General features: G+C 41.6%; 27 protein-coding genes, 1 other RNA gene and 1 pseudogene. 19 read left to right on the top strand and 10 right to left on the bottom strand.

Annotated features, from left to right (window positions below; genetic code table 11):
* Positions 1–157 precede the first annotated feature (157 nt).
* The 3 genes from L5B76_RS00675 to matP all read left to right on the top strand — a co-directional run bounded on the left by L5B76_RS00675 (position 158) and on the right by matP (position 1,270).
* A complete protein-coding gene (locus tag L5B76_RS00675) occupies positions 158–436 on the top strand; it encodes a type II toxin-antitoxin system RelE/ParE family toxin (protein ID WP_115249600.1) in 279 nt (92 codons plus the stop codon).
* Between the two features lie 16 nt (positions 437–452).
* Positions 453–719 carry a HigA family addiction module antitoxin gene (locus L5B76_RS00670; protein WP_115250180.1) on the top strand — a complete coding sequence of 89 codons (267 nt, stop codon included), beginning with the start codon at positions 453–455 and terminating at the stop codon, positions 717–719.
* A 101-nt stretch (positions 720–820) separates the two neighbouring features.
* On the top strand, positions 821–1,270 hold the full coding sequence (gene matP, locus L5B76_RS00665) for a macrodomain Ter protein MatP (protein WP_265753847.1): 450 nt from the start codon (positions 821–823) through the stop codon (positions 1,268–1,270).
* A gap of 63 nt (positions 1,271–1,333) precedes the next feature.
* Here matP and rnpB read toward each other — a convergent pair.
* Positions 1,334–1,724, bottom strand: an RNA gene (gene rnpB, locus L5B76_RS00660) — RNase P RNA component class A.
* A 120-nt stretch (positions 1,725–1,844) separates the two neighbouring features.
* Here rnpB and L5B76_RS00655 point away from each other — a divergent pair.
* Entirely contained in the window at positions 1,845–2,780 is a 936-nt protein-coding gene (locus L5B76_RS00655; RefSeq protein WP_194750606.1) for a KpsF/GutQ family sugar isomerase, read from the top strand.
* A 4-nt stretch (positions 2,781–2,784) separates the two neighbouring features.
* On the top strand, positions 2,785–3,333 hold the full coding sequence (locus tag L5B76_RS00650; RefSeq protein WP_115249597.1) for a KdsC family phosphatase: 549 nt from the start codon (positions 2,785–2,787) through the stop codon (positions 3,331–3,333).
* 35 nt (positions 3,334–3,368) lie between these two features.
* On the opposite strand, the gene greA is transcribed toward L5B76_RS00650, so the two are convergent.
* The 5 genes from greA to rlmE form a co-directional block, all read right to left on the bottom strand.
* Positions 3,369–3,845: a transcription elongation factor GreA gene (gene greA, locus L5B76_RS00645; protein ID WP_103852936.1), complete on the bottom strand. Its 477-nt coding sequence runs from the start codon at positions 3,843–3,845 to the stop codon at positions 3,369–3,371.
* A 23-nt stretch (positions 3,846–3,868) separates the two neighbouring features.
* The gene (locus L5B76_RS00640; RefSeq protein ID WP_265753846.1) at positions 3,869–4,687 is read right to left on the bottom strand and encodes a SirB1 family protein; all 819 of its coding nucleotides are present in this window, start codon (positions 4,685–4,687) and stop codon (positions 3,869–3,871) included.
* Between the two features lie 13 nt (positions 4,688–4,700).
* Positions 4,701–5,597: a peptide chain release factor N(5)-glutamine methyltransferase gene (gene prmC / locus L5B76_RS00635; protein WP_265753845.1), complete on the bottom strand. Its 897-nt coding sequence runs from the start codon at positions 5,595–5,597 to the stop codon at positions 4,701–4,703.
* Positions 5,598–5,747: 150 nt separating this feature from the next.
* Positions 5,748–7,670 (bottom strand): ATP-dependent zinc metalloprotease FtsH, encoded by a 1,923-nt coding sequence (ftsH, locus tag L5B76_RS00630; RefSeq protein ID WP_265753844.1) that lies wholly within the window; start codon positions 7,668–7,670, stop codon positions 5,748–5,750.
* Positions 7,671–7,762: 92 nt separating this feature from the next.
* Positions 7,763–8,392, bottom strand: coding sequence for a 23S rRNA (uridine(2552)-2'-O)-methyltransferase RlmE (gene rlmE / locus L5B76_RS00625; protein WP_035684982.1), 630 nt, complete (start codon positions 8,390–8,392; stop codon positions 7,763–7,765).
* Positions 8,393–8,725: 333 nt separating this feature from the next.
* On the opposite strand from rlmE, the gene yhbY reads away from it, so the two are divergent.
* Positions 8,726–9,022 carry a ribosome assembly RNA-binding protein YhbY gene (yhbY, locus tag L5B76_RS00620; protein WP_115249593.1) on the top strand — a complete coding sequence of 99 codons (297 nt, stop codon included), beginning with the start codon at positions 8,726–8,728 and terminating at the stop codon, positions 9,020–9,022.
* Positions 9,023–9,098: 76 nt separating this feature from the next.
* Here the strand turns inward: yhbY and mdh are convergent, their stop codons facing one another.
* Positions 9,099–10,034: a malate dehydrogenase gene (mdh, locus tag L5B76_RS00615; protein WP_126372614.1), complete on the bottom strand. Its 936-nt coding sequence runs from the start codon at positions 10,032–10,034 to the stop codon at positions 9,099–9,101.
* Positions 10,035–10,254: 220 nt separating this feature from the next.
* Here mdh and argR point away from each other — a divergent pair, with 220 nt between their 5' ends.
* Entirely contained in the window at positions 10,255–10,722 is a 468-nt protein-coding gene (gene argR / locus L5B76_RS00610) for a transcriptional regulator ArgR (RefSeq protein WP_265753843.1), read from the top strand.
* Entirely contained in the window at positions 10,722–11,606 is an 885-nt protein-coding gene (locus L5B76_RS00605) for a TIGR01777 family oxidoreductase (RefSeq protein ID WP_265753842.1), read from the top strand. The genes argR and L5B76_RS00605 overlap by 1 nt, the downstream gene beginning before the upstream one ends.
* Here the strand turns inward: L5B76_RS00605 and L5B76_RS00600 are convergent.
* Positions 11,595–11,888: a type II toxin-antitoxin system RelE/ParE family toxin gene (locus L5B76_RS00600; protein ID WP_194750614.1), complete on the bottom strand. Its 294-nt coding sequence runs from the start codon at positions 11,886–11,888 to the stop codon at positions 11,595–11,597. The two genes, L5B76_RS00605 and L5B76_RS00600, sit on opposite strands and share 12 nt — an antisense overlap.
* Positions 11,878–12,063, bottom strand: a complete 186-nt coding sequence (locus L5B76_RS00595; RefSeq protein ID WP_103852530.1) for a hypothetical protein — start codon at positions 12,061–12,063, stop codon at positions 11,878–11,880. The genes L5B76_RS00600 and L5B76_RS00595 overlap by 11 nt, the downstream gene beginning before the upstream one ends.
* Before the next feature lie 198 nt (positions 12,064–12,261).
* Here L5B76_RS00595 and rsxA point away from each other — a divergent pair, with 198 nt between their 5' ends.
* From rsxA to L5B76_RS00545, 10 genes are all read left to right on the top strand, one after another.
* Positions 12,262–12,843: an electron transport complex subunit RsxA gene (rsxA, locus tag L5B76_RS00590; RefSeq protein ID WP_103852531.1), complete on the top strand. Its 582-nt coding sequence runs from the start codon at positions 12,262–12,264 to the stop codon at positions 12,841–12,843.
* Position 12,844: 1 nt separating this feature from the next.
* Positions 12,845–13,441 carry an electron transport complex subunit RsxB gene (gene rsxB / locus L5B76_RS00585; protein ID WP_265753841.1) on the top strand — a complete coding sequence of 199 codons (597 nt, stop codon included), beginning with the start codon at positions 12,845–12,847 and terminating at the stop codon, positions 13,439–13,441.
* On the top strand, positions 13,441–16,038 hold the full coding sequence (gene rsxC, locus L5B76_RS00580; protein ID WP_265753840.1) for an electron transport complex subunit RsxC: 2,598 nt from the start codon (positions 13,441–13,443) through the stop codon (positions 16,036–16,038). The genes rsxB and rsxC overlap by 1 nt, the downstream gene beginning before the upstream one ends.
* Before the next feature lie 9 nt (positions 16,039–16,047).
* Entirely contained in the window at positions 16,048–17,121 is a 1,074-nt protein-coding gene (gene rsxD, locus L5B76_RS00575; RefSeq protein WP_265753839.1) for an electron transport complex subunit RsxD, read from the top strand.
* Positions 17,122–17,124: 3 nt separating this feature from the next.
* Complete coding sequence (gene rsxG / locus L5B76_RS00570) at positions 17,125–17,751, top strand: electron transport complex subunit RsxG (protein WP_265753838.1); 627 nt, start codon at positions 17,125–17,127, stop codon at positions 17,749–17,751.
* Positions 17,752–17,807: 56 nt separating this feature from the next.
* Positions 17,808–18,500, top strand: a complete 693-nt coding sequence (locus L5B76_RS00565) for an electron transport complex subunit E (RefSeq protein ID WP_265755498.1) — start codon at positions 17,808–17,810, stop codon at positions 18,498–18,500.
* 5 nt (positions 18,501–18,505) lie between these two features.
* Positions 18,506–19,141 carry an endonuclease III gene (gene nth / locus L5B76_RS00560; protein WP_265753837.1) on the top strand — a complete coding sequence of 212 codons (636 nt, stop codon included), beginning with the start codon at positions 18,506–18,508 and terminating at the stop codon, positions 19,139–19,141.
* Between the two features lie 10 nt (positions 19,142–19,151).
* A complete protein-coding gene (locus tag L5B76_RS00555) occupies positions 19,152–20,519 on the top strand; it encodes a sodium-dependent transporter (RefSeq protein ID WP_265753836.1) in 1,368 nt (455 codons plus the stop codon).
* 135 nt (positions 20,520–20,654) lie between these two features.
* Positions 20,655–22,574, top strand: coding sequence for an FTR1 family iron permease (locus L5B76_RS00550; protein WP_442780786.1), 1,920 nt, complete (start codon positions 20,655–20,657; stop codon positions 22,572–22,574).
* Between the two features lie 35 nt (positions 22,575–22,609).
* Entirely contained in the window at positions 22,610–23,131 is a 522-nt protein-coding gene (locus L5B76_RS00545) for an iron transporter (RefSeq protein ID WP_017805905.1), read from the top strand.
* A 132-nt stretch (positions 23,132–23,263) separates the two neighbouring features.
* On the opposite strand, the pseudogene L5B76_RS00540 reads toward L5B76_RS00545, so the two are convergent.
* Positions 23,264–24,209: pseudogene (locus tag L5B76_RS00540) on the bottom strand (IS110 family transposase).
* Between the two features lie 291 nt (positions 24,210–24,500).
* Here L5B76_RS00540 and L5B76_RS00535 point away from each other — a divergent pair.
* Positions 24,501–24,998: a transposase gene (locus tag L5B76_RS00535; RefSeq protein WP_265753834.1), complete on the top strand. Its 498-nt coding sequence runs from the start codon at positions 24,501–24,503 to the stop codon at positions 24,996–24,998.
* Positions 24,999–25,004: the final 6 nt, after the last annotated feature.

The following is a 25,004-nucleotide window of genomic DNA, read 5'->3' as shown; positions in this document are numbered from 1 at the left end:
TCTTTGAGTAATGGTTGAAAAGGTGGATTATCGCATAATCTGCTAAAGTTGCCTATATTTGTTCTTTTAAGTAGGATTGGTAAAATATTCTGTATAGTATAACTTTACAATTAAAAGCAAGTTCTGTATAGTTACACTATACAAATGAGGTAAATAGATGATTTTATCGTTCAAACATAAAGGGCTTGAATTATTTTTCAAAACAGGGAAAACCGCTGGTATTCAAGCTAAACATGCGAATAAACTCAGGCTGCAACTCACCGCACTAGATGCTGCAAAAAATCCTTTCGATATGAATGTACCGAGTTGGAACTTACATCAACTACAAGGCAATCTTGCGGAGCATTGGTCTATAAAAGTAAATGGAAATTGGCGCTTAACCTTTAAATTTGAAAATGGACACGCCGAAATTGTTGATTACCAAGATTATCACTAAGGAGTTTATGATGAGAATGCACAATCCTGCTCACCCAGGCGAAGTTTTAAAAGAATACATTGAAGGTTTTAGTATTACTGAGGTGGCTCAAAAATTAAATGTTACCCGTGTTGCACTTTCTCGCATTATCAATGGAAAAGCGGCCGTTTCACCAGAAATGGCATTAAAACTTGGCAAACTATTAAAAACTACGCCTGAATTTTGGCTAACTATGCAAGCAAATTATGATTTATGGCAAGCCGAGCAACGGACAGAGTTTAATATTGAGCCATTATTTAATTAAACTAATTTATTGATACAAATGTACAAAATTTACTAGCGAAAAAAATCGGAACAGCGTAAACTTATACAGAGTTACCCCGTAACGGAGTTTGAGGAAATACGATGAAATACCAAAAGCTAGAAAATCAAGAAGCACATTGGAAATGGCTCTATTTAACCAAAAAAGCCCGTGAAGGGGAGCAAATTACGCGTTATGAAGAGCGCAGTTTGCAGCAAGAAATGGTGCGCCGTTTAATTGCCGCGCAAAATAATGCGGCGGAAACGGAAGAATGGGTGAAAACTCATCTTTCGCCTAATTTGGTGGTGAAATTAGACCAAGCGATTCGTGCGCGGCGTAAGCGTTTTTTCAACGCCGAAAAACAAACTACTAAGAAAAAATCCATTGATTTGGAATATTCTGTTTGGTTGCGCTTATCAAGATATGCTAAGAAAATGAAAATGACCCTGTCTGAAACCATCACCTATATGATTGATGAGCGAGAAAGCAAAGCCGCTTATGAACATCAAATGTCGGCAATGAAAGAAGGGTTAAAAGATTTATTGAAAAAATAGACTGCACTTTTGCGATAACTTTTATGATAAAAAATAAAGCCTCCAAAATGGAGGCTATTTTATTCGTTGAGTTAGTCGATAAGCCGGGTTCTGTCGTTGAACAATCATTCATCTAGGCGTTTGTTCGCACAAACGCTCAAGCAACCTACCCGAACTCTGAGCGGACCACCCATTGAGTTCCTATTTGGTCTTGCTACGAGTGGAGTTTACCCTGCTGTGAAATGTTACCACTCACACGGTGCGCTCTTACCGCACCCTTTCACCCTTACCTGATCTCAAACGAGCCATCGGCGGTCTGCTCTCTGCTGCACTTGTCGTAGGCTCTCGCCTCCCAGACGTTATCTGGCACTCTGCCCTATGTAGCCCGGACTTTCCTCTCGTCTATTTGTCCCACTAGGTCGTTTATACAAACGGTTTAGGGCTTCAATAAACCAGCGATTGTTTGGCTAACTCAGGGCGAGAGTATAACGGAATATCAAACAAATGCAAGAAAACTCAGAAAAATGACTGCTAGAGTTCGCAAAAAACTTACGCTAAAATAACCGCACTTTTGCTGAATATAAAAGGGGCAACAATGGATTATCTCAAAATCGCACAAGACACCCTTGCGGTGGAACAAAAAGCCTTGCTACAACTAAGCCAGCGTTTAGATGAACAATTTAACCAAGTGGTGGAATTAATTCTACATTGTGAAGGGCGTTTGGTAGTGGGCGGAATTGGTAAATCAGGTCTGATTGGTAAGAAAATGGTGGCAACCTTTGCTTCCACTGGCACACCAAGTTTTTTCCTGCACCCGACAGAAGCCTTTCACGGCGATTTGGGAATGCTCAAGCCCATTGATATTGTGATGTTGATTTCATATAGTGGTGAAACCGATGATGTGAATAAACTGATCCCGAGCTTAAAGAATTTTGGCAATAAAATCATTGCCTTAACCAGTAATAAGCAATCTACCCTTGCAAAACACGCCGACTATGTGCTGGATATTACGGTGGAACGGGAAGTTTGCCCGAATAACCTTGCCCCCACCACCTCTGCTCTAGTTACCCTTGCCTTGAGCGATGCCCTTGCCGTTGCGCTCATCACCGCAAGAAATTTCCAACCTGAAGATTTTGCCAAATATCACCCGGGTGGAAGTTTAGGCAAACGCTTGTTATCCCGCGTAAAAGATCAAATGCAAACCAAATTGCCAATCGCACAGCTCACCACCTCATTTACCGATTGCTTAACCATTATGAATGAGGGGCGTATGGGGGTAGCGATTGTTATGCAAGACAATGAACTAAAAGGCATTATCACCGATGGCGATATTCGCCGAACACTCACTCGCAATGGTGCTGACGCGCTCAGCAAAACTGCGCAAGAATTAATGACTTCTCAACCTAAAACCATCAACGCAAATTGCTATTTAGCGGAAGCGGAAAACTTTATGAAAGAAAACAAAATTCATTCATTAATCGTGTTAGATGACGCTAAAAATGTGGTGGGTTTAATTGAATTTTCGAGCTAATACTATGATTTCAAACGAACAATTACAAAATATCAAATTAGTTATCACCGATGTGGACGGTGTACTCACAGACGGTTTACTCCACTATGACGCCAACGGCGAAGCGTTCAAAAGTTTCCACGTTCGTGATGGATTGGGCATTCGTATGTTAATGGAAAATGGCGTGCAAGTTGCCGTGCTTTCAGGGCGAGACTCCCCTATTTTACGCAAACGCATTGCCGATCTTGGGATTAAACTGTTCTTTTTAGGCAAATTAGAAAAAGAAAGCGCCTGTTTTGAATTAATGAAACAAGCTGGCGTAAGCCCTGAAGAAACCGCATTTATCGGTGATGATAGCGTGGATCTGCCTGCTTTTGCGGTGTGCGGATTATCCTTTGCCGTAGGCGATGCGATGGATTATGTACAAGATTGTGCCGACTATGTGCTACAACGCCACGGCGGACAAGGTGCATTTCGTGAAATGTCCGATATGATTATGCGCGCACAAGGCAAAAGTGATGCCTTTGCCACCGCGCAAGGTTTCCTTAAAACTGTAGAAAATATGGCACAGTAAACAATAAAAAGCCCCTTTTAAAAGGGGCTAGTTAATTATTTGTATTCTACTTCAATAATATCAAATTCAACCGTTCCCCCTGGGGTGGCAATGGTTACACTATCGTCCACTTCTTTACCGATTAAGCCACGAGCAATGGGTGAATTTACCGAAATTAAGCCCTGTTTAATATCCGCTTCATCATCACCCACGATTTGGTAGGTTACTTCTTCGTCCGTATTCACATTCACCAACACCACGGTTGCACCGAAGATCACTTTGCCGTTATTTGGCATTTTAGTCACATCAATGATTTGGCTGTTGGCTAATTTCCCTTCAATTTCTTGAATACGCCCTTCGCAAAAACCTTGCTGCTCACGCGCCGCGTGATATTCCGCATTCTCTTTCAAATCACCGTGTTCACGCGCTTCCGCAATGGCTTTAATAATTTCTGGACGGCGAACATTCTTTAAAAACTCTAACTCTTCTCTTAATTGCGCTGCACCGCGTACCGTCATTGGAATTTGTTGCATTGTTAATCCTTGTTCCTTATATTTTAATGAATTGATTTCTTTTGTTTTTTCTCAATTTCTGCGCGTAGTTGTGGAAGTTGTGAGCGCATTAATTCAGAGAATGGATCGTTTGGCATATTTTCAACGAAACATTCAAGATCTTCTAAGGCATCGTCAAAGAGGCCTAGCTGGACTAATACTACTCCACGATCACGTCTTTCAAAAATAGAATCTGGTGTTCGGGCGAGTAAGTTTTCAATATATTTTAATGATTGTTCTAGTGCTTCTTTGTTAAATAAGGCGTTTTTCGCTAGCTGAGCATAACGATCTTCTAAATCTTCTGCATCTGCTCGGCCTAATTGCTGAACATCAAATTCAATATCATCGCCATACACTTCTTTATAAAGCTTTTCAACATACTGATCGCTAACCACTCTACCATTCCAAGGATCAATAAACACAATTTCATCGCCTGATTCATCTTGGAGAATAAAGTGATGCACCATTTTTGTAGCATAAATAGGTAAAGCTAACTTCTCAGCCAAAAATAAAATGATGCCACCTACAGAGACGGCCACGCCACGGCGGTTATTCAAAATATCTGGTAAACAATAATTTTCTAGCGCCATACTATCATTATAATCGCACTGAAATCCCCATTTGTTATAAACAAGATCTAGCAATATTTGGACTCTTTCTTTATCACTCTGCGCCTTTGCTAACGCATTTTCGCCTTCTTTTAAGAATTCAAACATTGTGCTATGAACAAGCGGTACGTCTTCTACCTTCAGATCATTAACAACACAATAAAAATTGATCATTTCATAATAAATTGCGGTTCTATTAGTGATTTCAGTAATCATTATTTACTTCCTTTTATGATTTTAGCTGTGCTAAGGTAACACGTTCATTTTGATTATAATCTGCCAAGGTTTGGACATTGTGCCAAAAATTTACGTCAAAAAATGATCGCACTTTTTCGCCTTGCGTCCAACCGTGTTCGAGTAATATCCACCCTTCTGGCTTCAAATAATGTAACGCATTCACAATAATATGTTGTAAATCCGCATAGCCCTCTTGTTTTGCCACTAAGGCACTCAGTGGTTCAAACCTTACATCGCCTAATTGCAGATGGGGATCGCATTCGTCAATATAAGGTGGATTGCTCACCACAAGATCAAAGGTTTGCCCTTTTAAATTGCTAAACCAATGGCTCTGTAGAAAAGTCACATTTTCTATTGCGTTATGCTTTGCATTTTTCCTTGCTAAGCTTACCGCATTCTCAAGGAAATCTATACCGATAACTGAAAAAGAAAACGAATTTTTAGATATAGATCGCAATTCTTGTGCTAAAGCTAAGGCAATTGCGCCCGTTCCTGTGCCTAAATCAAGAATATCGAGATGGCCACTAAACGCATTTGAGGTAATTCGTTGCTCAATGCAATGTAAAGCATTCTCAACTAAACACTCAGTGTCTGCACGAGGAATTAACGTATCAGTGGATACCTTTAAATTCAATGACCAGAAAGGTTGTTCGCCTAAAATATAAGCCATTGGTTCGCTTTTTATACGACGTTGCAATAAATGATGAAGCTGAGATAATTCTTCGGTTGAAAGCAGGGTTTCCGAAAATGCCAAAATGGAAGAACGCGAGCGCCCTGTTACAAATTGTAATAATAGGCTGGCATCCACCTTGGGATTAATGAAAGGATCTGTCTTTTTGTTGTCGGCAAGTTGTGTTTCTGCCAAAGCAAGCCAATCTGCATAATTCATTCGGTTATTCTCAATTTCACTGATACAGTAAATTAAAATAAAAAATAAACTGGATTTGTTATTTGAATTTACTTTATGTTAAAGCCTAAAGAAGAAAAAAGAAAGGACTGATTTCTTATAAAAATCAGTCCTTTAATATTTATTAAGTGATTAGTTGTGTTCAGATTTGTCTGAATTTTCTACCGCACTTTGATCTGCCGTACTTTGATTTTGTGCAGAAGCATTTGGTTTAGCCGTTTTTTCTGAACTCGCTTTGCCATTGTCGTCCCAACCTGCTGGTGGCGTTACTGGCTCGCGGTTCATCAGTTGTTTAATCTGCTCTTCTTCAATGGTTTCATATTTCACTAACGCATCTTTCATTGCGTGTAAAATATCCATATTGTCAATTAATAGCTGTCTTGCACGCTCGTAGTTACGCGTTACAATCTCACGCACTTCTTCATCAATAAGGTGTGCTGTTTCATCTGACATATGTTTCGCTTTCGCCATTGAGCGCCCTAAAAACACTTCGCCTTCATCTTCAGAATAAAGAATTGGCCCTAATTTATCAGAGAAGCCCCACTGGGTAACCATATTACGCGCAATATTTGTTGCGACTTTAATGTCATTTGATGCACCAGTAGAAATATTTTCTTCACCGTAAATCAAATCTTCCGCTAAACGCCCTGCATAAAGGGTGGAAAGTTTACTTTCTAATTGTTTTTGGCTAATGCTGACTTGATCTCCTTCTGGTAAGAAGAACGTTACCCCTAAAGCACGCCCGCGCGGAATAATGGTTACTTTATGTACCGGATCGTGTTCTGGTACTAAATAACCCACAATGGCGTGTCCTGCTTCGTGATAAGCGGTGGATTCTTTTTGCTTATCCGTCATAATCATTGTGCGGCGTTCAGGCCCCATATTGATTTTGTCTTTGGCTTTTTCAAACTCAAGCATTGAAACCAATGGCTTGTTCATTCGTGCTGCAAATAATGCGGCTTCATTCACAAGGTTAGCCAAATCAGCACCTGAATAACCTGGAGTGCCACGCGCAAGGGTCATCGCATTCACATCTGGTGCAACCGGCACTTTACGCATATGCACTTTTAAGATTTGCTCACGCCCTAATACATCTGGCAAGCCCACTACCACTTGGCGGTCAAAACGCCCCGGACGCGTTAAGGCAGGATCAAGCACATCTGGACGGTTGGTTGCGGCGATCACAATCACCCCTTCATTACCCTCAAAACCGTCCATTTCCACTAACATTTGGTTAAGGGTTTGTTCACGCTCATCGTGTCCACCACCAAGGCCTGCACCACGTTGGCGACCCACTGCATCAATTTCATCAATAAAAATCAAGCAAGGCGCATTTTTCTTCGCTTGTTCAAACATATCACGCACGCGAGAAGCCCCCACGCCGACAAACATTTCAACGAAATCAGAACCTGAAATGGTGAAAAATGGCACTTTCGCTTCACCTGCAATGGCTTTAGCCAATAAGGTTTTACCTGTTCCTGGTGGCCCAACCATTAAAATCCCTTTTGGAATTTTACCGCCCAATTTTTGGAATTTGCTTGGATCACGCAAGAAATCAACGATTTCCCCCACTTCTTCTTTGGCTTCATCACAGCCTGCTACATCAGCAAAGGTGGTTTTAATTTGCTCTTTGGTGAGCATTTTGGCACGGCTTTTACCAAAGCTCATCGCCTTGCCACCACCGCCTTGCATCTGGCGCATAAAGAAGAACCATACGCCAACAAGTAATAGCATTGGGAACCAAGAAATAAGAATTTGCGATAAAATACCACGTCTTTCTGGCAACGTTCCCTCTACTTTTACCTTTTTATTTAATAAATCATTCAATAATTTATCGTCATAAATTGGCATTACGGTTGAATATTTTGAACCATCAGATTTAGTAACTTGTAATTCGTTATCTTCAAATCGCACTTGGCGTACTTGATCATTACCCACATCAGTAATAAAGGTGGTGTAATCGGTAAGATTACCATTCGAACTACCGCTAAAGCCCTGATATGCAGACATCATAACTACTGCAATCACAATCCATAGGACTAAGTTTTTGACCATATCTTTCAAGGTTTGACCTCGTTTTTCTAAGTTAATAATTTGTTACAAGATTACTACATTCATTCCAAAATGAGAAGTTATTGAATTTATAGTTAATATTTGTAACCCGTTGCCACAATATACACCTCACGAGAACGCCCACGAGATGCTTCAGGTTTACGCACTTTAACGACACTAAACAGAGAACGAATTTCTCTTAAATATTCATCAAAGCCCTCACCTTGGAAAACTTTCACAACGAAACTGCCTTTGTGCGCCAATACTTGTTTACACATATCCAAAGCCAGTTCCACTAAATACATTGCACGAGGAATGTCCACTGATGGCATACCACTAAAATTTGGTGCCATATCCGACATTACCACATCAACTTTTGCCTCGCCTACGCGTTCCAGCAAGGCATTCAATACATTTTCTTCACGAAAATCCCCTTGCAGGAAATCAACCCCCACAATAGGATCCATTTCTAAAATATCACAGGCGATAACACGCCCTTTGCCACCAATTTGGCTCACCACATATTGCGACCAACCACCCGGTGCTGCACCGAGATCCACCACGGTCATACCTGGTTTAAATAAACGATCCGTTTGCTGAATTTCATCAAGCTTAAAATAAGCTCGAGAACGCAATTTTTGCTTATGTGCTTTTTGCACAAATGGATCTTTAAAATGCTCATTCAACCAACGGGTTGAACTTGCTGAACGTTTTTTCTTTCCCATAATTCTTTCGTTATGCAATTATTTTCTATATAAGGATAGGCTTGAAATATTTCAAGGCATATTTTAAGGCACTATGCGTCAAAGGGGATTTATTCCCCAAAATGGGGCGTATTATCCCAAAAAAACCGTTAGAAATACACTGATATTTGAATGCTATCTATATAAGAACGCGAGGAAATAATTCAAGTCCAACCACATTGTTGTGTCATTTCAGACATCTCATTCAGTAAATTTGCTTTATTAAAACTTGATTTAGGAGTAAAATCCGCCGATTAAACAAGGTTAGAAAACTCGCAAAAAACTAACCGCACTTTTGACTTTAGGATAAATTTAATGCAACTATCAACAAAACAAAAACAATATCTAAAAGGGCTAGCACATCATTTAAGCCCAGTGGTGATGCTAGGTGGAAACGGTTTAACAGAAGGTGTGATTGCAGAAATTGATCACTCACTCAATCATCACGAACTGATCAAAGTAAAAATTGCTGGCGCAGATCGCGAAACCAAACAATTGATTATTGATGCCATTGTTCGCGAAACCAAAGCCGCTGCGGTGCAAACTATTGGGCATATTTTAGTGCTTTATCGTCCAAGTGAAGAACCTAAAATCACCCTTCCTAAAAAATAAACAACACATAATAGACAAAAAATAAGGCGTTGAATAACGCCTTATTTCATTTATATTGTCTTCTCAGAGCCCAAAATTAGCCATTCACAAATTTTTCGCCAAGTTCAATATCAGCACGCAAGGTTGGTAACATATCTTCTAAGGCTTTTTGTTCGAAAGCGCTTAATTCGCCAATTGGCAGAATTTCTTCTACACCATCTTTACCTAAACGAACAGGCTGTGCAAAGAAACGTGCATATTTGCCATCACCTTCTACATAGCTACATTCCACCACAGTTTGACCACTCAAGCCTTTCACTAAAGAGCGGGCAAAACGTGCTGCGGCTTGAGCCATAGAAAGGGTTGCTGAACCGCCGCCAGCTTTGGCTTCCACTACTTCCGTACCTGCGTTTTGGATACGTTTGGTAAGCGGTGCGATTTCTTCCTCTTTCCATTGTGCATATTGCACTTGAGAGAGTAAAGGTAAAATGGTTACACCTGAATGCCCACCAATCACTGGCACAGCGGTGCGTGAAACATCAAGATCTTTTAACTCAGCAACAAAGGTTTCTGAACGGATCACATCTAATGTTGTTACACCAAATAGTTTGCGTTTGTCATACACACCCGCTTTTTTCAGCACTTCTGCTGCAATGGCAACAGTGGTATTGACCGGATTGGTGATGATACCAATACAGGCTTTCGGGCAAACTTGCGCCACTTTTTCAACAAGATTACGCACAATACCTGCATTAATATTAAATAAATCAGAACGATCCATACCCGGTTTACGCGCTACACCTGCTGAAATTAACACCACATCTGCGCCTTGTAACGCAGGTGTTGGATCTTCACCAGAAAATCCCTGCACTTTGACTGCGGTTGGGATATGGCTAACGTCCACCGCAACACCAGGGGTAACTGGGGCAATATCATAAAGAGATAATTCTGAACCAGCGGGTAGCTGTAACTTTAACAATAATGCTAATGCTTGACCAATTCCGCCTGCGGCACCTAAAACTGCAACTTTCATTTAATACTCCTCTTTTTGGTTATAAATCAAGTTAATTGGATTTTAGACTTATCCCATAGCAAATTCAAACAGAGAAATTCAATAGTGAGATCTAATTCAAATTTTTAAAAAATTTATTTTAAAATTGTTGCATTTCCTTTCTATTATGGCTTTTAAAACTTGCTAAAAATTGAATTTTTATGCAAAATCCTTGCAGATATTCGCAACATAACCAAACATTATGACTACAGACAAAAACGATAATTTAATCTCTGCGTTTAAAACCTTGCTAGAACAAGAGCGTTTTGGTTCGCAAGGGGAAATTGTCAACGCCTTGCAACAGCTCGGTTTTAGCAATATTAATCAATCTAAAGTTTCCCGAATGCTGACTAAATTTGGCGCAGTTCGCACGCGCAATAGCCGAATGGAAATGGTCTATTGTTTACCGGCGGAATTAAGTGTGCCTACCTCTAGCAGCCCATTAAAAAATTTAGTGTTAGATATCGATCATAACGACTTTTTGATCGTAGTAAAAACTAGCCCTGGCGCAGCACAACTTATCGCGCGTTTATTAGATTCTGTAGGCAAAGCAGATGGTATTCTTGGCACGATCGCAGGGGACGACACCATTTTTATCACCCCAACTGCAGGCACCGCGATTTTAGACTTAATGCAACGTGTGCAAGAATTATTTGAAACTAGCCTATAATGAATATTCTACTCACTGGTGGCACAGGGCTGATTGGTTCAGCCTTAATCCCACAACTTCTCGCTAAACAACATCGCATTTGCCTTTTAACGCGTAATATTCAACCTGAGCGTTTTCCAATCGAAATACAACAAATTGATAATCTTGCCTCATTGCAAAATCTCAATGACTTTGATGCGGTGATTAATTTAGCTGGCGAACCGATTTTCGCGCATCGCTGGACAACCAAGCAAAAAACCAAACTTTTTGCTAGCCGAGTAAATTTAACGCAAAATTTGACCGCACTTATTAATCAAAGTGAGAACCCACCGCACACCTTTATCTCAGGATCAGCTACGGGTTTTTATGGTGATCATCAAGATCATTGGATTGATGAAAGCACTCCTGCTGGCACAGCATTTCCCGCACAACTTTGCCAACAATGGGAAGCCGCGGCAATGCAGGCCAATACCCGCGTTTGCTTATTGCGCACCGCAATGGTGATGAGTCCAAATGGCGGTGCATTAAGTAAAATCTTGCCGTTATATCGTTTAGGATTAGGTGGAAAACTCGGCAGTGGTAAACAGTATTGGGCGTGGATTAGCTTGCAAGATATGATCGCAGGGATTTTATTTTTATTGGAAAACCCACAATGCAAAGGTGCGTTCAATCTTGCTGCTCCACAGCCCATCACCAATCAAGATTTCAACCAGCAGTTAGGCAATTTCCTTAAACGCCCCCATTTCGCCAATGTGCCAGCCTTTGTATTACGTTGGGTTTTAGGTGATCGCTCACAATTATTATTAGACAGCCAACGCATTAAGCCCAAGCGCCTCATTGAAGCGGGATTTGAATTTCAAGTGGAAAGTTTTTCGGCGTTCTTAGAAAAAAATTTAAGAAGATAAAAGGGGATATTTTCGGCGAGAATGAATAACCGTAATAATCTCAACACGATCGTCATATTCACGATAGACAATACGGTAATGGCGGCAAAAAACTTGTCTTCGCCCATTTCCAATTTGTTTTCCGCTTTTGGGAATGCGTGAAAGCTGCTCAAAGGTACGGAAAAATTCTGTTTGTAATTTTTTTACACTTTTTACTGATCCCGTGTAATCAGCTACACTATCAAAAATCTCCTGCATATTTGACATTGCAGAAGGAGAAATCCGCATAGGCTTAACTGGCATACTCCAAAAGCTCCTCGCGTTCTAACATTTCTAATTCTAACGCTTTGCGTTTTAGCAATTCATCAGTATGTTTTTTCCATTCTTCAAGGCTCATATATTCACCGCGCGCCAAAGCAGCCTCGCCCTCGGCAATGCGCTCTGCCAAAAACTCATCATAACCTGCTTCTTTTAACATTTTCTTTTCCTCTATTGAATAGATAAAATACAATGTAAGCCTACGCCATAATCATTGTAAATTCAACATCTACCTAAAATTTTCTATTGTTATCCCAGCCAGAAACTAGGATAATAGCAAGCTAGATTTTTTCCGACAACTTGGCTTTCAAGCATATAAAAATCATAACAAGGTAACGAAAGCAAGGGTAATAAACTGATGACTGACTATATTTTATTAATTATTAGCACCGCACTTATCAATAACTTTGTCCTAGTGAAATTCCTAGGGCTTTGTCCTTTTATGGGGGTATCGAAAAAAATCGAAACCGCCATTGGAATGGGGCTTGCCACAATGTTTGTGCTAACCGTTGCTTCCCTTTGTTCCTATTTGATTGATCGCTATTTGCTCACGCCATTTAATGGCAATTTTTTACGCACCTTGGTGTTTATTTTAGTGATCGCCGTGGTGGTGCAATTTACCGAAATGGTGATTCATAAAACCAGCCCAACCCTTTATCGTTTACTTGGGGTATTTTTGCCACTGATTACCACCAACTGTGCAGTGTTAGGCGTGGCCTTATTAAACGTCAATTTAGCCCATAATTTAACTCAATCTGTGGTTTACGGTTTTGGTGCTTCCCTTGGTTTTTCCCTTGTTTTAGTGCTATTTGCCGCCCTGCGTGAACGCCTTGCCGCCGCGGATGTGCCAATGCCTTTCCGTGGTGCGTCTATCGCCTTAATCACCGCAGGATTAATGTCCCTTGCCTTTATGGGCTTTGCTGGCATAGTGAGAGTGTAAAATGACAACCTTATATTATGTTCTTCTCGCTATTAGCGTACTTGCTTTGATTTTTGGTGCGATTTTAGGCTTAGCTTCCATTAAACTAAAAGTACAAGCCGATCCTATCGTAGAAAAAATTGATGCCCTACTACCGCAAAGCCAATGCGGACAATGCGGTTACCCCGGTTGTAAGCCTTATGCCGAAGCCATTGCGCAAGGCGATGTAATTACCAAATGCGTTCCCGGTGGTCAGCCATTAGTGGTGAAAATTGCCGATTTATTAGGCGTGGACGTGCCTGCAACAGATTTTAATGAAGAAGATAATGCGCCAAGGGTGGCATTTATCCACGAAGATATGTGTATTGGTTGCACCAAATGTATTCAGGCCTGCCCCGTTGATGCCATTATTGGCACAAATAAAGCAATGCACACGGTGATTCCTGATCTTTGCACAGGCTGCGAACTCTGCGTTGCCCCTTGCCCGACAGATTGCATTTCAATGATAAAAATAGAACAAGACATTGATCATTGGGATTGGAAATTCGATCCCAGCTTAACCATTCCCGTGGTAGAGATTACTGCAAGCAGCACGAATAATCAGGGAGCGGAAAAATAATGGCTGATGTATTAACCAATTTTAATTCCGGTAAATTATGGGATTTCTCTGGTGGCATTCATCCGCCTGAAATGAAATCTCAATCAAATCACACACCTATTTGCCCAGCGGATCTGGTAGAAACCTACTATGTTCCGGTTAAACAGCACGCTGGTAATGCTGGCAATCTGCTAGTGAACGTTGGGGATAAAGTGCTAAAAGGTCAGCCATTAACGCAGGGAGAAGGTTTACGCAATTTACCTGTCCACGCCCCAACTTCAGGCGTTATCACGGCGATTGCGCCTTATATTGCCGCCCACCCTTCTGGTTTACCTGAACTAACCATTCAAATTCAGGCGGACGGTAAAGATGAATGGCGTAAACAGCACCCAATTGAAGATTTCCTGAGCCAAACACCAGAACAGCTTATTGAAAAAATTTATCACGCCGGCATTGCAGGCTTAGGCGGTGCGGTATTCCCAACAGCAGCTAAAATTCAATCGGCAGAAAATAAAGTAAAACTGCTGATTATCAATGGTGCAGAATGTGAACCTTACATCACCTGTGATGATCGCTTAATGCAAGATCGTCCGAAAGAAATCATCGAAGGAATACGCATCTTACGCTATATTTTGCGCCCTGAAAAAGTGGTTATTGCCATTGAGGACAACAAACCCAAGGCGGTGAAAGCCCTTAAACACGCTTTAAAAGGGGCAAATGACATTGAAATCCGTGTGATTCCCACCAAATATCCTTCAGGTGCGGCAAAACAGCTTATCCAAGTGCTAACAGGCATTGAAGTGCCGAGCGGCCAGCGCTCTTCCAGCATTGGCGTGCTAATGCACAATGTCGGCACGGCGTTTGCGATCAAACGAGCGGTAATCAATGACGAACCATTAATTGAACGCGTGGTTACGCTGACAGGTGATAAAATCCCACACAAAGGCAATCTTTTGGTTCGCTTTGGCACGCCGATTTCCGCCCTATTGCAACAAGTGGGTTATCAATATGACCCACGTTTCCCCGTGTTTATGGGGGGGCCAATGATGGGCTTTATTTTGCCCAATCTCAACGCGCCCGTAACCAAAGTTACTAACTGTTTGCTTGCGCCTGATCATTTTGAATATGCCGAACCCGAGCCTGAGCAAGCCTGTATCCGCTGCTCTGCTTGCTCAGACGCTTGCCCTGTGCATTTAATGCCACAGCAGCTATATTGGTTCGCGCGCAGTGAAGATCACCAAAAATCCGAACAATATGCCTTGCAAGATTGCATTGAATGTGGCTTGTGCGCTTATGTTTGCCCGAGCCACATTCCGCTTATTCAATATTTCCGTCAAGAAAAAGCGAAAATTTGGGAAATCAAAGAACAAGCACAAAAATCCCACGAAGCGAAATTACGTTTCGAGGCACGCCAAGCGCGTTTAGAAAAAGAAGAACAAGCCCGCAAAGCGCGTACCCAACGTGCCGCTGAAGCTCGCCGTGAAGAAATCGCCAAACAGAAAGGCGTTGATCCTGTTCAAGCCGCATTAGAACGTTTAAAAGCGAAAAAACAAAGCGACAGCGAAAGCCCAAATGTGAAAACTTTTGTGGACGAAAAAGGCCAGCTACAACCTGATAACTCCGATATTATGGCGCAACGCAAAGCGCGCCGCTTAGCTCGCCAACAAGCTGAACAAGAAAATGCGGCTTCCGCAGATCAACCGCAAGAAAACTCAGCGCAAAATACTGGGGAAAATCGCACCGCACTTGATGCAAATTCCGATCCTAAGAAAGCTGCTATCGCAGCCGCACTTGCGCGAGCGAAAGCCAAAAAACAAGCTCAGAACGGCACAGTTCAACCTGCAAGTTCAGCAGAAAAACCTGTTGAAAATCAAGGTATAGCAGAACAAGTGGAAACCCAAAGTGCGGCTGAAAAAACAAAAGAAAAAACACAAGAAAATTCCACCGCACTTGATCCGAAAAAAGCCGCGATCGCTGCGGCCATTGCTCGAGCGAAAGCAAAAAAACAAGCTCAGAATGGTACGGAACAACCTATAAGCTCAGCAGAAAAAAGTGTTGAAAATCAAGGTTTAACCGAACAAACTCAAAGCCAAAGTGCGGCTGAAAAAACAAAAGAAAAAATGCCAGAAAATTCCACCGTGCTTGATCCGAAAAAAGCGGCTATTGCTGCAGCCATTGCACGAGCAAAAGCGAGGAAACAAGCTCAGAACAGCACGGCTCAATCTGCAAATTCCGCAGAGAAAAATGTGGAAAATCAAGGTTTAGCCGAACAAGTGGAAACCCAAAGTGCGGCTGAAAAAACAAAAGAAAAAATGCAAGAAAATTCCACCACTCTTGATCCGAAAAAAGCGGCTATCGCTGCAGCCATTGCACGAGCAAAAGCCAAAAAGCAAGCTCAGAACGACACGGTTCAATCTGCAAATTCCGCAGAGAAACGCGTGGAAAATCAAGGTTTAGCCGAACAAACTCAAAGCCAAAGTGCGGCTAAAAAAACAAAAGAAAAAACGCAAGAAAATTCCACCCCGCTTGATCCGAAAAAAGCGGCTATTGCTGCAGCGATTGCACGGGCAAAAGCGAAGAAACAAGCAAAAGAAAATCGATCTCAAGAAAAAGAATAAGGTTTAGCAATGTTTAAAATGATGAGTTCGCCACACACCCACTCGGGCAAATTGACTGCTCGCATTATGCTGTGGGTGGCGTTGGCTATGTTGCCTGCATTGGGCGCACAAGTTTATTATTTTGGTTTTGGTGTGTTAATTCAAAGCCTGCTCGCCATTTCCCTTGCGTTAGTGTTGGAATTTATCGTTACGCGCTTACGCAAAAAGCCAAACCTGTTTTATATCAGTGATTTCAGCGTGGTGCTAACGGCATTAATGCTCGCGATGGCAATCCCACCTTACGCACCTTATTGGGTGATTTTAATCGGGACATTCTGTGCGGTCATTTTAGGCAAGCACGTTTACGGTGGCTTGGGGCAAAATCTGTTTAACCCTGCAATGGTGGGTTATGTGGTGTTGCTCATTTCTTTTCCTGTGCAAATGACAGCTTGGCTGCCGCCCGTGGCGTTATTAAATGAGCCACCTAGCCTGCAAGATGCTTATCAGCTAATTTTCCACGGCATTACTACAGATGGCTTCAGCCTGCATCAATTAGCCAATTCCATTGATGGGATTACCCAAGCCACGCCATTGGATTCCGTCAAAACCGCAAGCAAGATTAATATGGCGATAAGCGAAATTAATCAATCCCCTATTTTTGTGGAAGTGATGCCTTTTGAGAGTGAACTCAATCTTGGTTTAGGCTGGGCGCAAATCAATCTTTTCTTTTTACTTGGCGGTGTTTTCCTGATTTGGAAGAAAATTATTCATTGGCAAATTCCTACTGCCTTTTTAGCCACTATGTTACTGGTAAGCGGTATTCACTGGCTTACTTCTTCTTATGCACCAAGCCCTTTATGGCATTGGTTTAGTGGGGCAACAATGTTCGGCGCATTTTTTATTGCCACTGACCCTGTTACATCTTCAATCACGCCAAAAGGAAAACTGATTTTCGGTGCGATTGTGGGCTTGCTTGTGTGCCTAATTCGCTTTAATGGCAACTACCCTGATGGCGTGGCATTTGCTGTGTTACTGGCAAATATTTGTGTGCCACTGATTGATCACTACACTCGCCCGCGCGTGGCTGGATACAAAAGGAAATAAGCAATGCAAACGGTAAAAATTAGCACCCGTTATGGCGTAATTTTGGGCATTATTGCGTTAATTTGCACCGCACTTTCTACCGCTGTGTATTTCTTAACGAAAGCTCCTATTGAGCAAGCCATCGCCAAACAACAAGCTGAATTGCTTGCGCAAATTATTCCACCGCAAAGTTACGATAACGATTTGCTCGCCAGTTGCTCTCAGCCTGATTTCGCTGAAGCCAAAACCTTACGCATTGAGAAAATTTGTATCGCAGAGAAAAATCATCAGCCTGTGGCTTATGCTTATGAAACCATTGCGCCAGATGGCTATTCAGGCAATATTCGCTTTCTTGTTGGCATTACCCCCGATGGCGAAGTGTTAGGATTGCGAGTGCTTGAACACAAAGAAACTCCGGGCTTAGGTGATAAAATTGAACTGCGTATTTCTGATTGGGTGCTGAGCTTTAATCAACAAAAAATCAGTGCCGATAATCTCAATGATTGGGCGGTAAAAAAAGATGGCGGTAAATTCGATCAATTTACTGGCGCAACCATTACACCGCGCGCCATCGTCAATCAAACTAAGCGTTCAGCCTTGCCATTATTGCAACAAATGAATAATAATGCGGTGAAACAGGAGCAAAACTAATGCAAAAAAATCACGAAAAAAACCACCGCACTTTAGATCTTGCTTTAGAAAACGAAATGGATTTAACTTCCATTGAACCACAACAACCGCAACAAAGCGTGCCGACTGGGCTAAAAAGCCAATGGAGCAAATTATTTAAACAAGGTTTTTGGCATAATAACCCTGCACTCGTGCAACTGTTGGGGCTTTGCCCGCTGCTTGCGGTGTCTAGCTCGACAACCAACGCCCTTGGTTTGGGCATTGCCACCATTGCGGTATTAATCTGTACCAATGTGGTGGTTTCGTTGTTCCGCAAGCATATTCCGCACGCCATTCGTATTCCTATTTATGTGATGATTATCGCCACTACGGTAACCATTGTGCAGCTGATTATGAATGCCTACACTTATACGCTTTATCAATCCTTAGGAATCTTCATTCCTTTGATTGTTACAAACTGTATTGTCATTGGCCGCGCAGAAGCCTTTGCGTCAAAAAATGGCGTGCTGCTTTCGCTCTTTGATGGCTTTGCAATGGGCGTGGGAATGGCGTTCAGCTTGTTTGTGCTAGGTGCAATTCGTGAAGTGTTAGGCACGGGCAAACTGTTTATGGGAATGGAAAACCTGCTCGGCAACTGGGCAACGGCGTTGCATTTAAACCTTTTTGAGCTAAACAGTAGCTTTTTGCTCGCTATTCTTCCCCCAGGCGCATTCCTTGGTTTAGGGCTGATTTTGGCGATGAAAAACGTAATCGATAATAAAAAACAATAAACACAATGAATAAACAAAAACGCATTGAAATCTTAACTCGACTGCGGAATCAAAATCCCCACCCCACAACGGAATTAAATTATAATTCGCCCTTTGAATTATTGATTGCGGTGATTTTGTCTGCGCAAGCCACGGATAAAGGGGTAAATAAAGCCACGGCGAAACTGTTCCCTGTGGCGAACACCCCACAAGCGATTTTAGAGCTTGGGTTAGACGGGTTAAAGAGCTACATCAAAACCATTGGGCTATTTAATAGCAAAGCGGAAAATATTATTAAAACCTGCCGTGATCTGATCGAAAAACACAATGGTGAAATTCCCCAAACCCGTGAAGAACTCGAAGCCTTAGCTGGAGTTGGACGGAAAACGGCAAATGTGGTATTAAATACCGCTTTTGGTCAGCCGACTATTGCGGTGGATACCCATATTTTCCGCGTCTGCAATCGCACCAACTTTGCCCCCGGTAAAACCGTGTTGCAAGTGGAAGAAAAATTGCTCAAGGTTGTGCCTGCTGAATTTAAAGTGGATGTACATCATTGGCTGATTTTACACGGGCGTTACACTTGCATTGCGCGCAAGCCACGTTGCGGTTCTTGTATTATTGAAGATCTTTGTGAATACAAAGATAAAACTGAAAATTAAAAGGTGGTTTATGACAACACAAAAAATTGAAAGACAAACTTGGTCAAACCGACTGACCTATATTATGACTGTAGCAGGCGCAACGGTAGGCTTTGGTGCAACCTGGCGCTTTCCCTATTTAGTTGGGCAAAATGGTGGCGGTGCTTATGTTCTGCTATTTTGTATTGCAATGATTGTGATTGGTATTCCAATGATTTTAGTTGAAAATGTTATCGGTCGCCGTTTACGCGTCAATTCAATTGATGCTTTTGCCGATAAACTCACAGCAAAACCACATTCTAACTACTGGAAAATTATTGGTTATATGGGCTTACTCGGTGCCTTCGGCATTATGGCTTATTATATGGTATTAGGTGGCTGGGTGATGAATTATATTATCAGCCTGATTTCTGGCAGTCTGGATATTTCTAGCACCATCAGCAAAGACTATGCCAAAACCTTCTATGAACAAAGCATCAGTAATAGCCCGCTTCAAATCGCCCTGTACACCTTTATTTTTGTGGCCATCAACTATGTGATTTTAGCTAAAGGGATTATCGGTGGTATTGAGCGTTCGGTGAAATATTTAATGCCATTGCTGTTTGTGTTTTTAATTGGAATGGTGATCCGCAACATCACTTTACCCGGTGCGGCGGAAGGGATTATTTATTATCTCAAACCTGATTTTTCTAAAATTACACCACAGTTATTTATTATGGTGCTAGGCCAAGTTTTCTTTGCTCTGAGTTTAGGTTTTGGTGTGCTAATCACCCTTTCAAGCTATCTGAGCAAGGAAGAAAACTTAGTGCAAACCGCTGTAATCACAGGGTTTACCAACACTGTTATTGCGGTTTTAGCGGGCTTTATGATTTTTCCGTCTTTATTTAGCTTTGGCATTGAACCCAATTCTGGCCCTACCCTAGTATTCCAAAGTTTACCTATCGTATTCTCGCATTTATGGGCGGGTCGCATTTTCGCTATTATATTCTTTAGTTTATTATTGATCGCCGCGCTAACCACTTCTATTACTATTTATGAAGTGATTATCACCGCACTTCAAGAAAAGCTCAGAATGCGTCGCGGTAAAGCCATTGCCTTAACCCTTGGTGGCATTTTCTTGCTCGGTAATATTCCTTCTATTTTGAGCGATAACTTACTGAAAGATTACACTTTCTTCGGCAAAAGCATTTTCGATGCCTTTGATTATGTGAGCGGAAATATTCTCTTTTTACTCACCGCACTTGGTTGCGCCATTTTCGTGGGCTTTGTGCTTAAAGACGAAGCGAAAAAAGAACTTTCCAACAACCCAAATTCGACTTTCACAAAAATTTGGTTTAATTATGTGAAATATGTCGTGCCATTGATCATTTTAGTTATTTTCATAAGTAATTTGATCTAACGCATAATTAGGTATGGAATGTTCATTTCATACCTTTTTTATTGCCATTTTTTAATAAATTCGCTTGATTAATCAACAAATGAGTGGATAATGAGCAAATAAGAATAACTTTTATTTAGATTAAGATTCGAGATGATGTTGCAATTTTTTCAGCGAATTTTACACCGCACTTTCTTTATTTTTTCCAGTTTCTTGCTAATTAGCCTGTCTGCTTACGGCTCAGACTATCAACAATGGGTGCAAGACATTGAAAACCGTCTTGATAAAACCGCTCAGCTTTACCAAGAAAAGCAAATTGATGATGCACGCACAGAAGTGCAAATGGCCTATTTTGAAGTATTTGAAAACTTAGAAGGGCCAATCCGCATTAACTTTTCCGCACAAAAAAGCTATCAAATGGAAGCCACCTTTGGCGAGATCCGCAAAATGATCGGGGAAGAAAAACCCTTAGCAGAAGTGCAGGATAAAATTGCCCAACTAAAACAAGATCTGCAGTTAGTCTTACCTGTTTTAGAGCAAGGTCATCAACTCAATGCGTCCAATCAACACGATGTTTATCAGCACGCTGAAATTGATCCTTACTGGCAAGAAAGTTTCAGAACCATTGATGATCTACTCGCCCAAGCCATCAGCACTTACCAAAAAGGTGATTTTGCACAAGCGAAAAAATTGGTGCAGCAAGCGCAGTATGATGGATATAAAAACAGCGAAATGGAAATGTCCATTCGTAAAAATCGTTCTTCCGCCATTTCTGCCAGCATTAACCAACAATTTTACGATCTCATCAAATTAAGCGAACAACCTGAGCAAATTAATGCCTTAGGTTACCAAATCACCACGCTGTTACAAGATATTGAAGAACAGCTCCCGCAACTGCCAACCACCAAAGCGGCACAGGCAACAACGCAAAGTGCGGTGCAAAATTCGCAAGATTTTTCTGATAAGCAAAACTGGAGTGAGGTGGCAACTCAGGTTAATGCGGGGATCAAAAATGCCATTGCCCTGTTTGAAAAGGGCGAAAACAAAAAAGCGATGCTTGCGGTGCAAGATACTTATTTCGATATTTTTGAAAATAGCGGAATGGAAAACAAAATCGGCTCGCGTGATAGCAATTTTAAAACAGAAATTGAGGGCTATTTCACCCGCTTAGTGAGCCTAATGAAAGCCAATCAGCCCGCTGAACAACTGCATCAACAAGCACAAGGCTTAGCACAAAACCTAAATAAAGCGGTGGAAATGTTGCAAGGCAACCAGCAAAGCGATTGGGCAATGTTCCTTTATAGTTTCCTAATTATGCTGCGTGAAGGCTTAGAAGCCTTGCTGATTGTGGCTGCGATTGTGGCTTATTTAGTGAAAAATAATCATCAAGATAAATTGCCAGTAATTAAACAATCGGTCTATGTGGCGTTGATTGCCAGTGTTATCACCGCGGCTATTTTCCAACTAGTATTCTCTAATTCAGGGGCAAGCCGCGAATTACTCGAAGGTTTCACGATGATGATTGCGGTAGTAATGCTCTTTATGATGAGCTATTGGCTGCTTTCCAAAGTGGAAGCGCAAAACTGGAAACGCTATTTAGAAGGCAAACTGTCCGCCGCGCTCAGTACTGGATCGCTCATTGGTTTATGGATCACCAGTTTCCTTGCGGTGTACCGCGAGGGTGCAGAAACCGTGTTGTTCTATTATGCACTGGTTAGCGATGCCACTAACGCGATGAGCTATGTGTATTTATTCGCTGGTATTGTGGCAGGCGTTGTGGTTCTTGCGATTTGCTATGTGATTATGCGTTATTCCGTGGTGAAGTTGCCACTGAAACCGTTCTTTATGTTTACTGGTTCTTTTATGTATTTAATGGCATTTATTTTCGCAGGAAAATCGGTGCTAGAACTGATTGAAGGAAAACTGTTTGAGCCAACACTGGTTGCCAATGTGCCAGAAATTTCGTGGCTCGGCATTTATCCTTACATTGAAACCCTAACGCCTCAGGCTATTTTACTTATCGCAGCCGTTTTCGCTTTGTTCTATATGAAACACCAAAGCAAAAAACAGGCTTAATATTGATTTTTAACCTTTAATAACTAGGAGTTCCTATGAAAAAAACATTCGTTGCAGCGACTTTATTAGCAGGAATTTTAACTGCCCCTTCAGCCCTTGCCTTCAAAGAATACCCAATTGGTGAAGCGGTAACAATGAATGGTATGGAAATTGCTGCCGTTTATTTACAACCTATCGATATGGAACCGCGTGGAATGGGCTTATCTGCGAAAGACTCTGACATTCACCTTGAAGCAGATATTCACGCCACTAAAGGCAACGACAACGGCTTTGGCGAAGGCGAGTGGATGCCATATTTAACCATCGCCTACACCTTGGTAAACACCGACACTGGTGAAAAACAAGAAGGCACCTTTATGCCAATGGTCGCAGGCGATGGCCCACATTATGGCGCAAACGTAAAAATGATGGGCGTGGGTAACTACAAAGTCACCTACCACATCGATCCCCCATCAAAAGCGGGTATGCACCGCCACACCGACAGCGAAACAGGCGTAGGCCGTTGGTGGAAACCTTTTGATGTAAGCTATGAGTTTAAATTTACTGGGTTGAAATAATCTGCAATTTATCTAGCATGCGGGCGGACACATAGGTCCGCCCCTACCAGTAATTTACGGAATGATACTAATTGAGTTCCATACCCCGTAGCAACTGTATTCCGCTAAAAAGCAAAAATACAAATTCGTTAATTAAAGCGCGTGAGCGTCCCATTGCGAGCCATCGCGGACAATCGCATTTAAAATGGTTAGAAGCTTACGCATACAGGCGTTAATCGCCACTTTGAACGCCTTACCATTAGCGCGTAAACGTTCGTAAAATTGTTTGAGTTTAGGCTCAAAACGCACGCAAACAAATGTGGCCATATACAGTGCATTTCGCACGGCTTTGCGACCACCTGAACAGCGGCTTTTCCATTTGGTGTCACCGCTTTCTTTCGGATGTGGCGCAACGCCAACAAGCGAAAATTTGTTTATGTGTATATTGACCTAACTCAGGCAACATTGACATCAAAACGGCTATCGTTTGTGTGCCTAACCCTTTGATGTCTTTAAACTTTTTTATTGTATCGTCAAAATGTTTGAGATGCTGTTCGATTTCACTATCCAGCTCATCAATACGCAGACAGAGATAGTCGATATGCTGCTCAACACTGAGTCGTTGTGTGGAATGGACTTGTTCAAGGCGGTTTTTCTCCGCGGAACGCATTTCAACAAGCTGATTACGGCGTGAAACAAGGGCTTCAAGCTGTTCTTGCTCGGGAGTCGGTGGTATGTAAAGCTGTTGCGCTACATTATCACGCATTGCGAGCATCTGGGCGTAAAAAGCCAACATTTTGGCGTCTTTATTGTCGGTTTTTGCTAGTGACTGCGACATCGCAAACTGATTGGTTTGTCGCGGGTTGGCAATCACCACACGAAAGCCTGCGCGGTGGAGTGCTTTAGCTAATGGAAGTTCAAGCCCACCGGTGCTTTCAAGGACAATTAAGTCCACACTGAAACGACGTAAATACTCAATGGTATGCGCAATCCCTTTCGGGTTGTTGGTTTCGGTCTTTGTTCGTTTTTGGTTAGAAAGCCCAATAACGAAATGACGTTTAGCAACATCAATACCACAATAAGTTTGTTCATTCATCATTAACCTGCCTTGCATTCGGGTTTAAGTCTGGCAACTGTTCGGTTTTTTGGTGAAATGTTATCTGCTCTCATTGCTACAACTCGGTTTGTTGCCTGGGGCGGACTCGAGATGCAGATAACGGGGTTTTGTTGCTATTTTATATTAATTTTAATATACAAGTGGCGGAGCTATGTGTCCGCCCAAAAAACGGAATGATATTAATTGAATTCCATAACCCGTAGGGGCGGACCTATGTGTCCGCCCGTAACTAGATACTCCTTAAACTGTAAAAATGAATTTATATTGAATAAAATGACTAATGTAACGGAAAAGCCAAAACGAAAAATAATCCGACTACAGCATTATGATTATTCACAAATAGGACTCTACTTTATTACGGTTTGCACTCACAATAAAGAATGCTTATTTGGTAATATTGAAAACTATAAAATGCTAATGAATGATGCTGGAAAAATGATCCAACATTGGTATTTAGAACTTGAAAAGAAATTTCCTAATATAGAATGTTTAGAATATATCGTAATGCCAAATCATATTCACTTTATTTTATATATCAAAGAACAACTAGAATACAGTATTCCTACCATTGTGCAATGGTTTAAAACAATGACAACCAACAATTACATAAAAAATGTCAAAAACAACCATTGGAAACCATTTGACCACAAACTTTGGCAGAGAAGCTATTATGAGCATATTATAAGGAATGAAAAATCCTATCTCGAAATTGCTGAATATATTGAATACAATCCCTATAATTGGAGTAATGATAGCTTATTTCAAAATTGATTACGG

It is taken from the genome of Avibacterium sp. 21-594 (assembly GCF_026226815.1).
Classification (GTDB): domain Bacteria; phylum Pseudomonadota; class Gammaproteobacteria; order Enterobacterales; family Pasteurellaceae; genus Avibacterium; species Avibacterium avium.
Note: the sequence above shows the minus strand (reverse complement) of the source record. Positions and strands in the feature narration are given on the sequence as shown.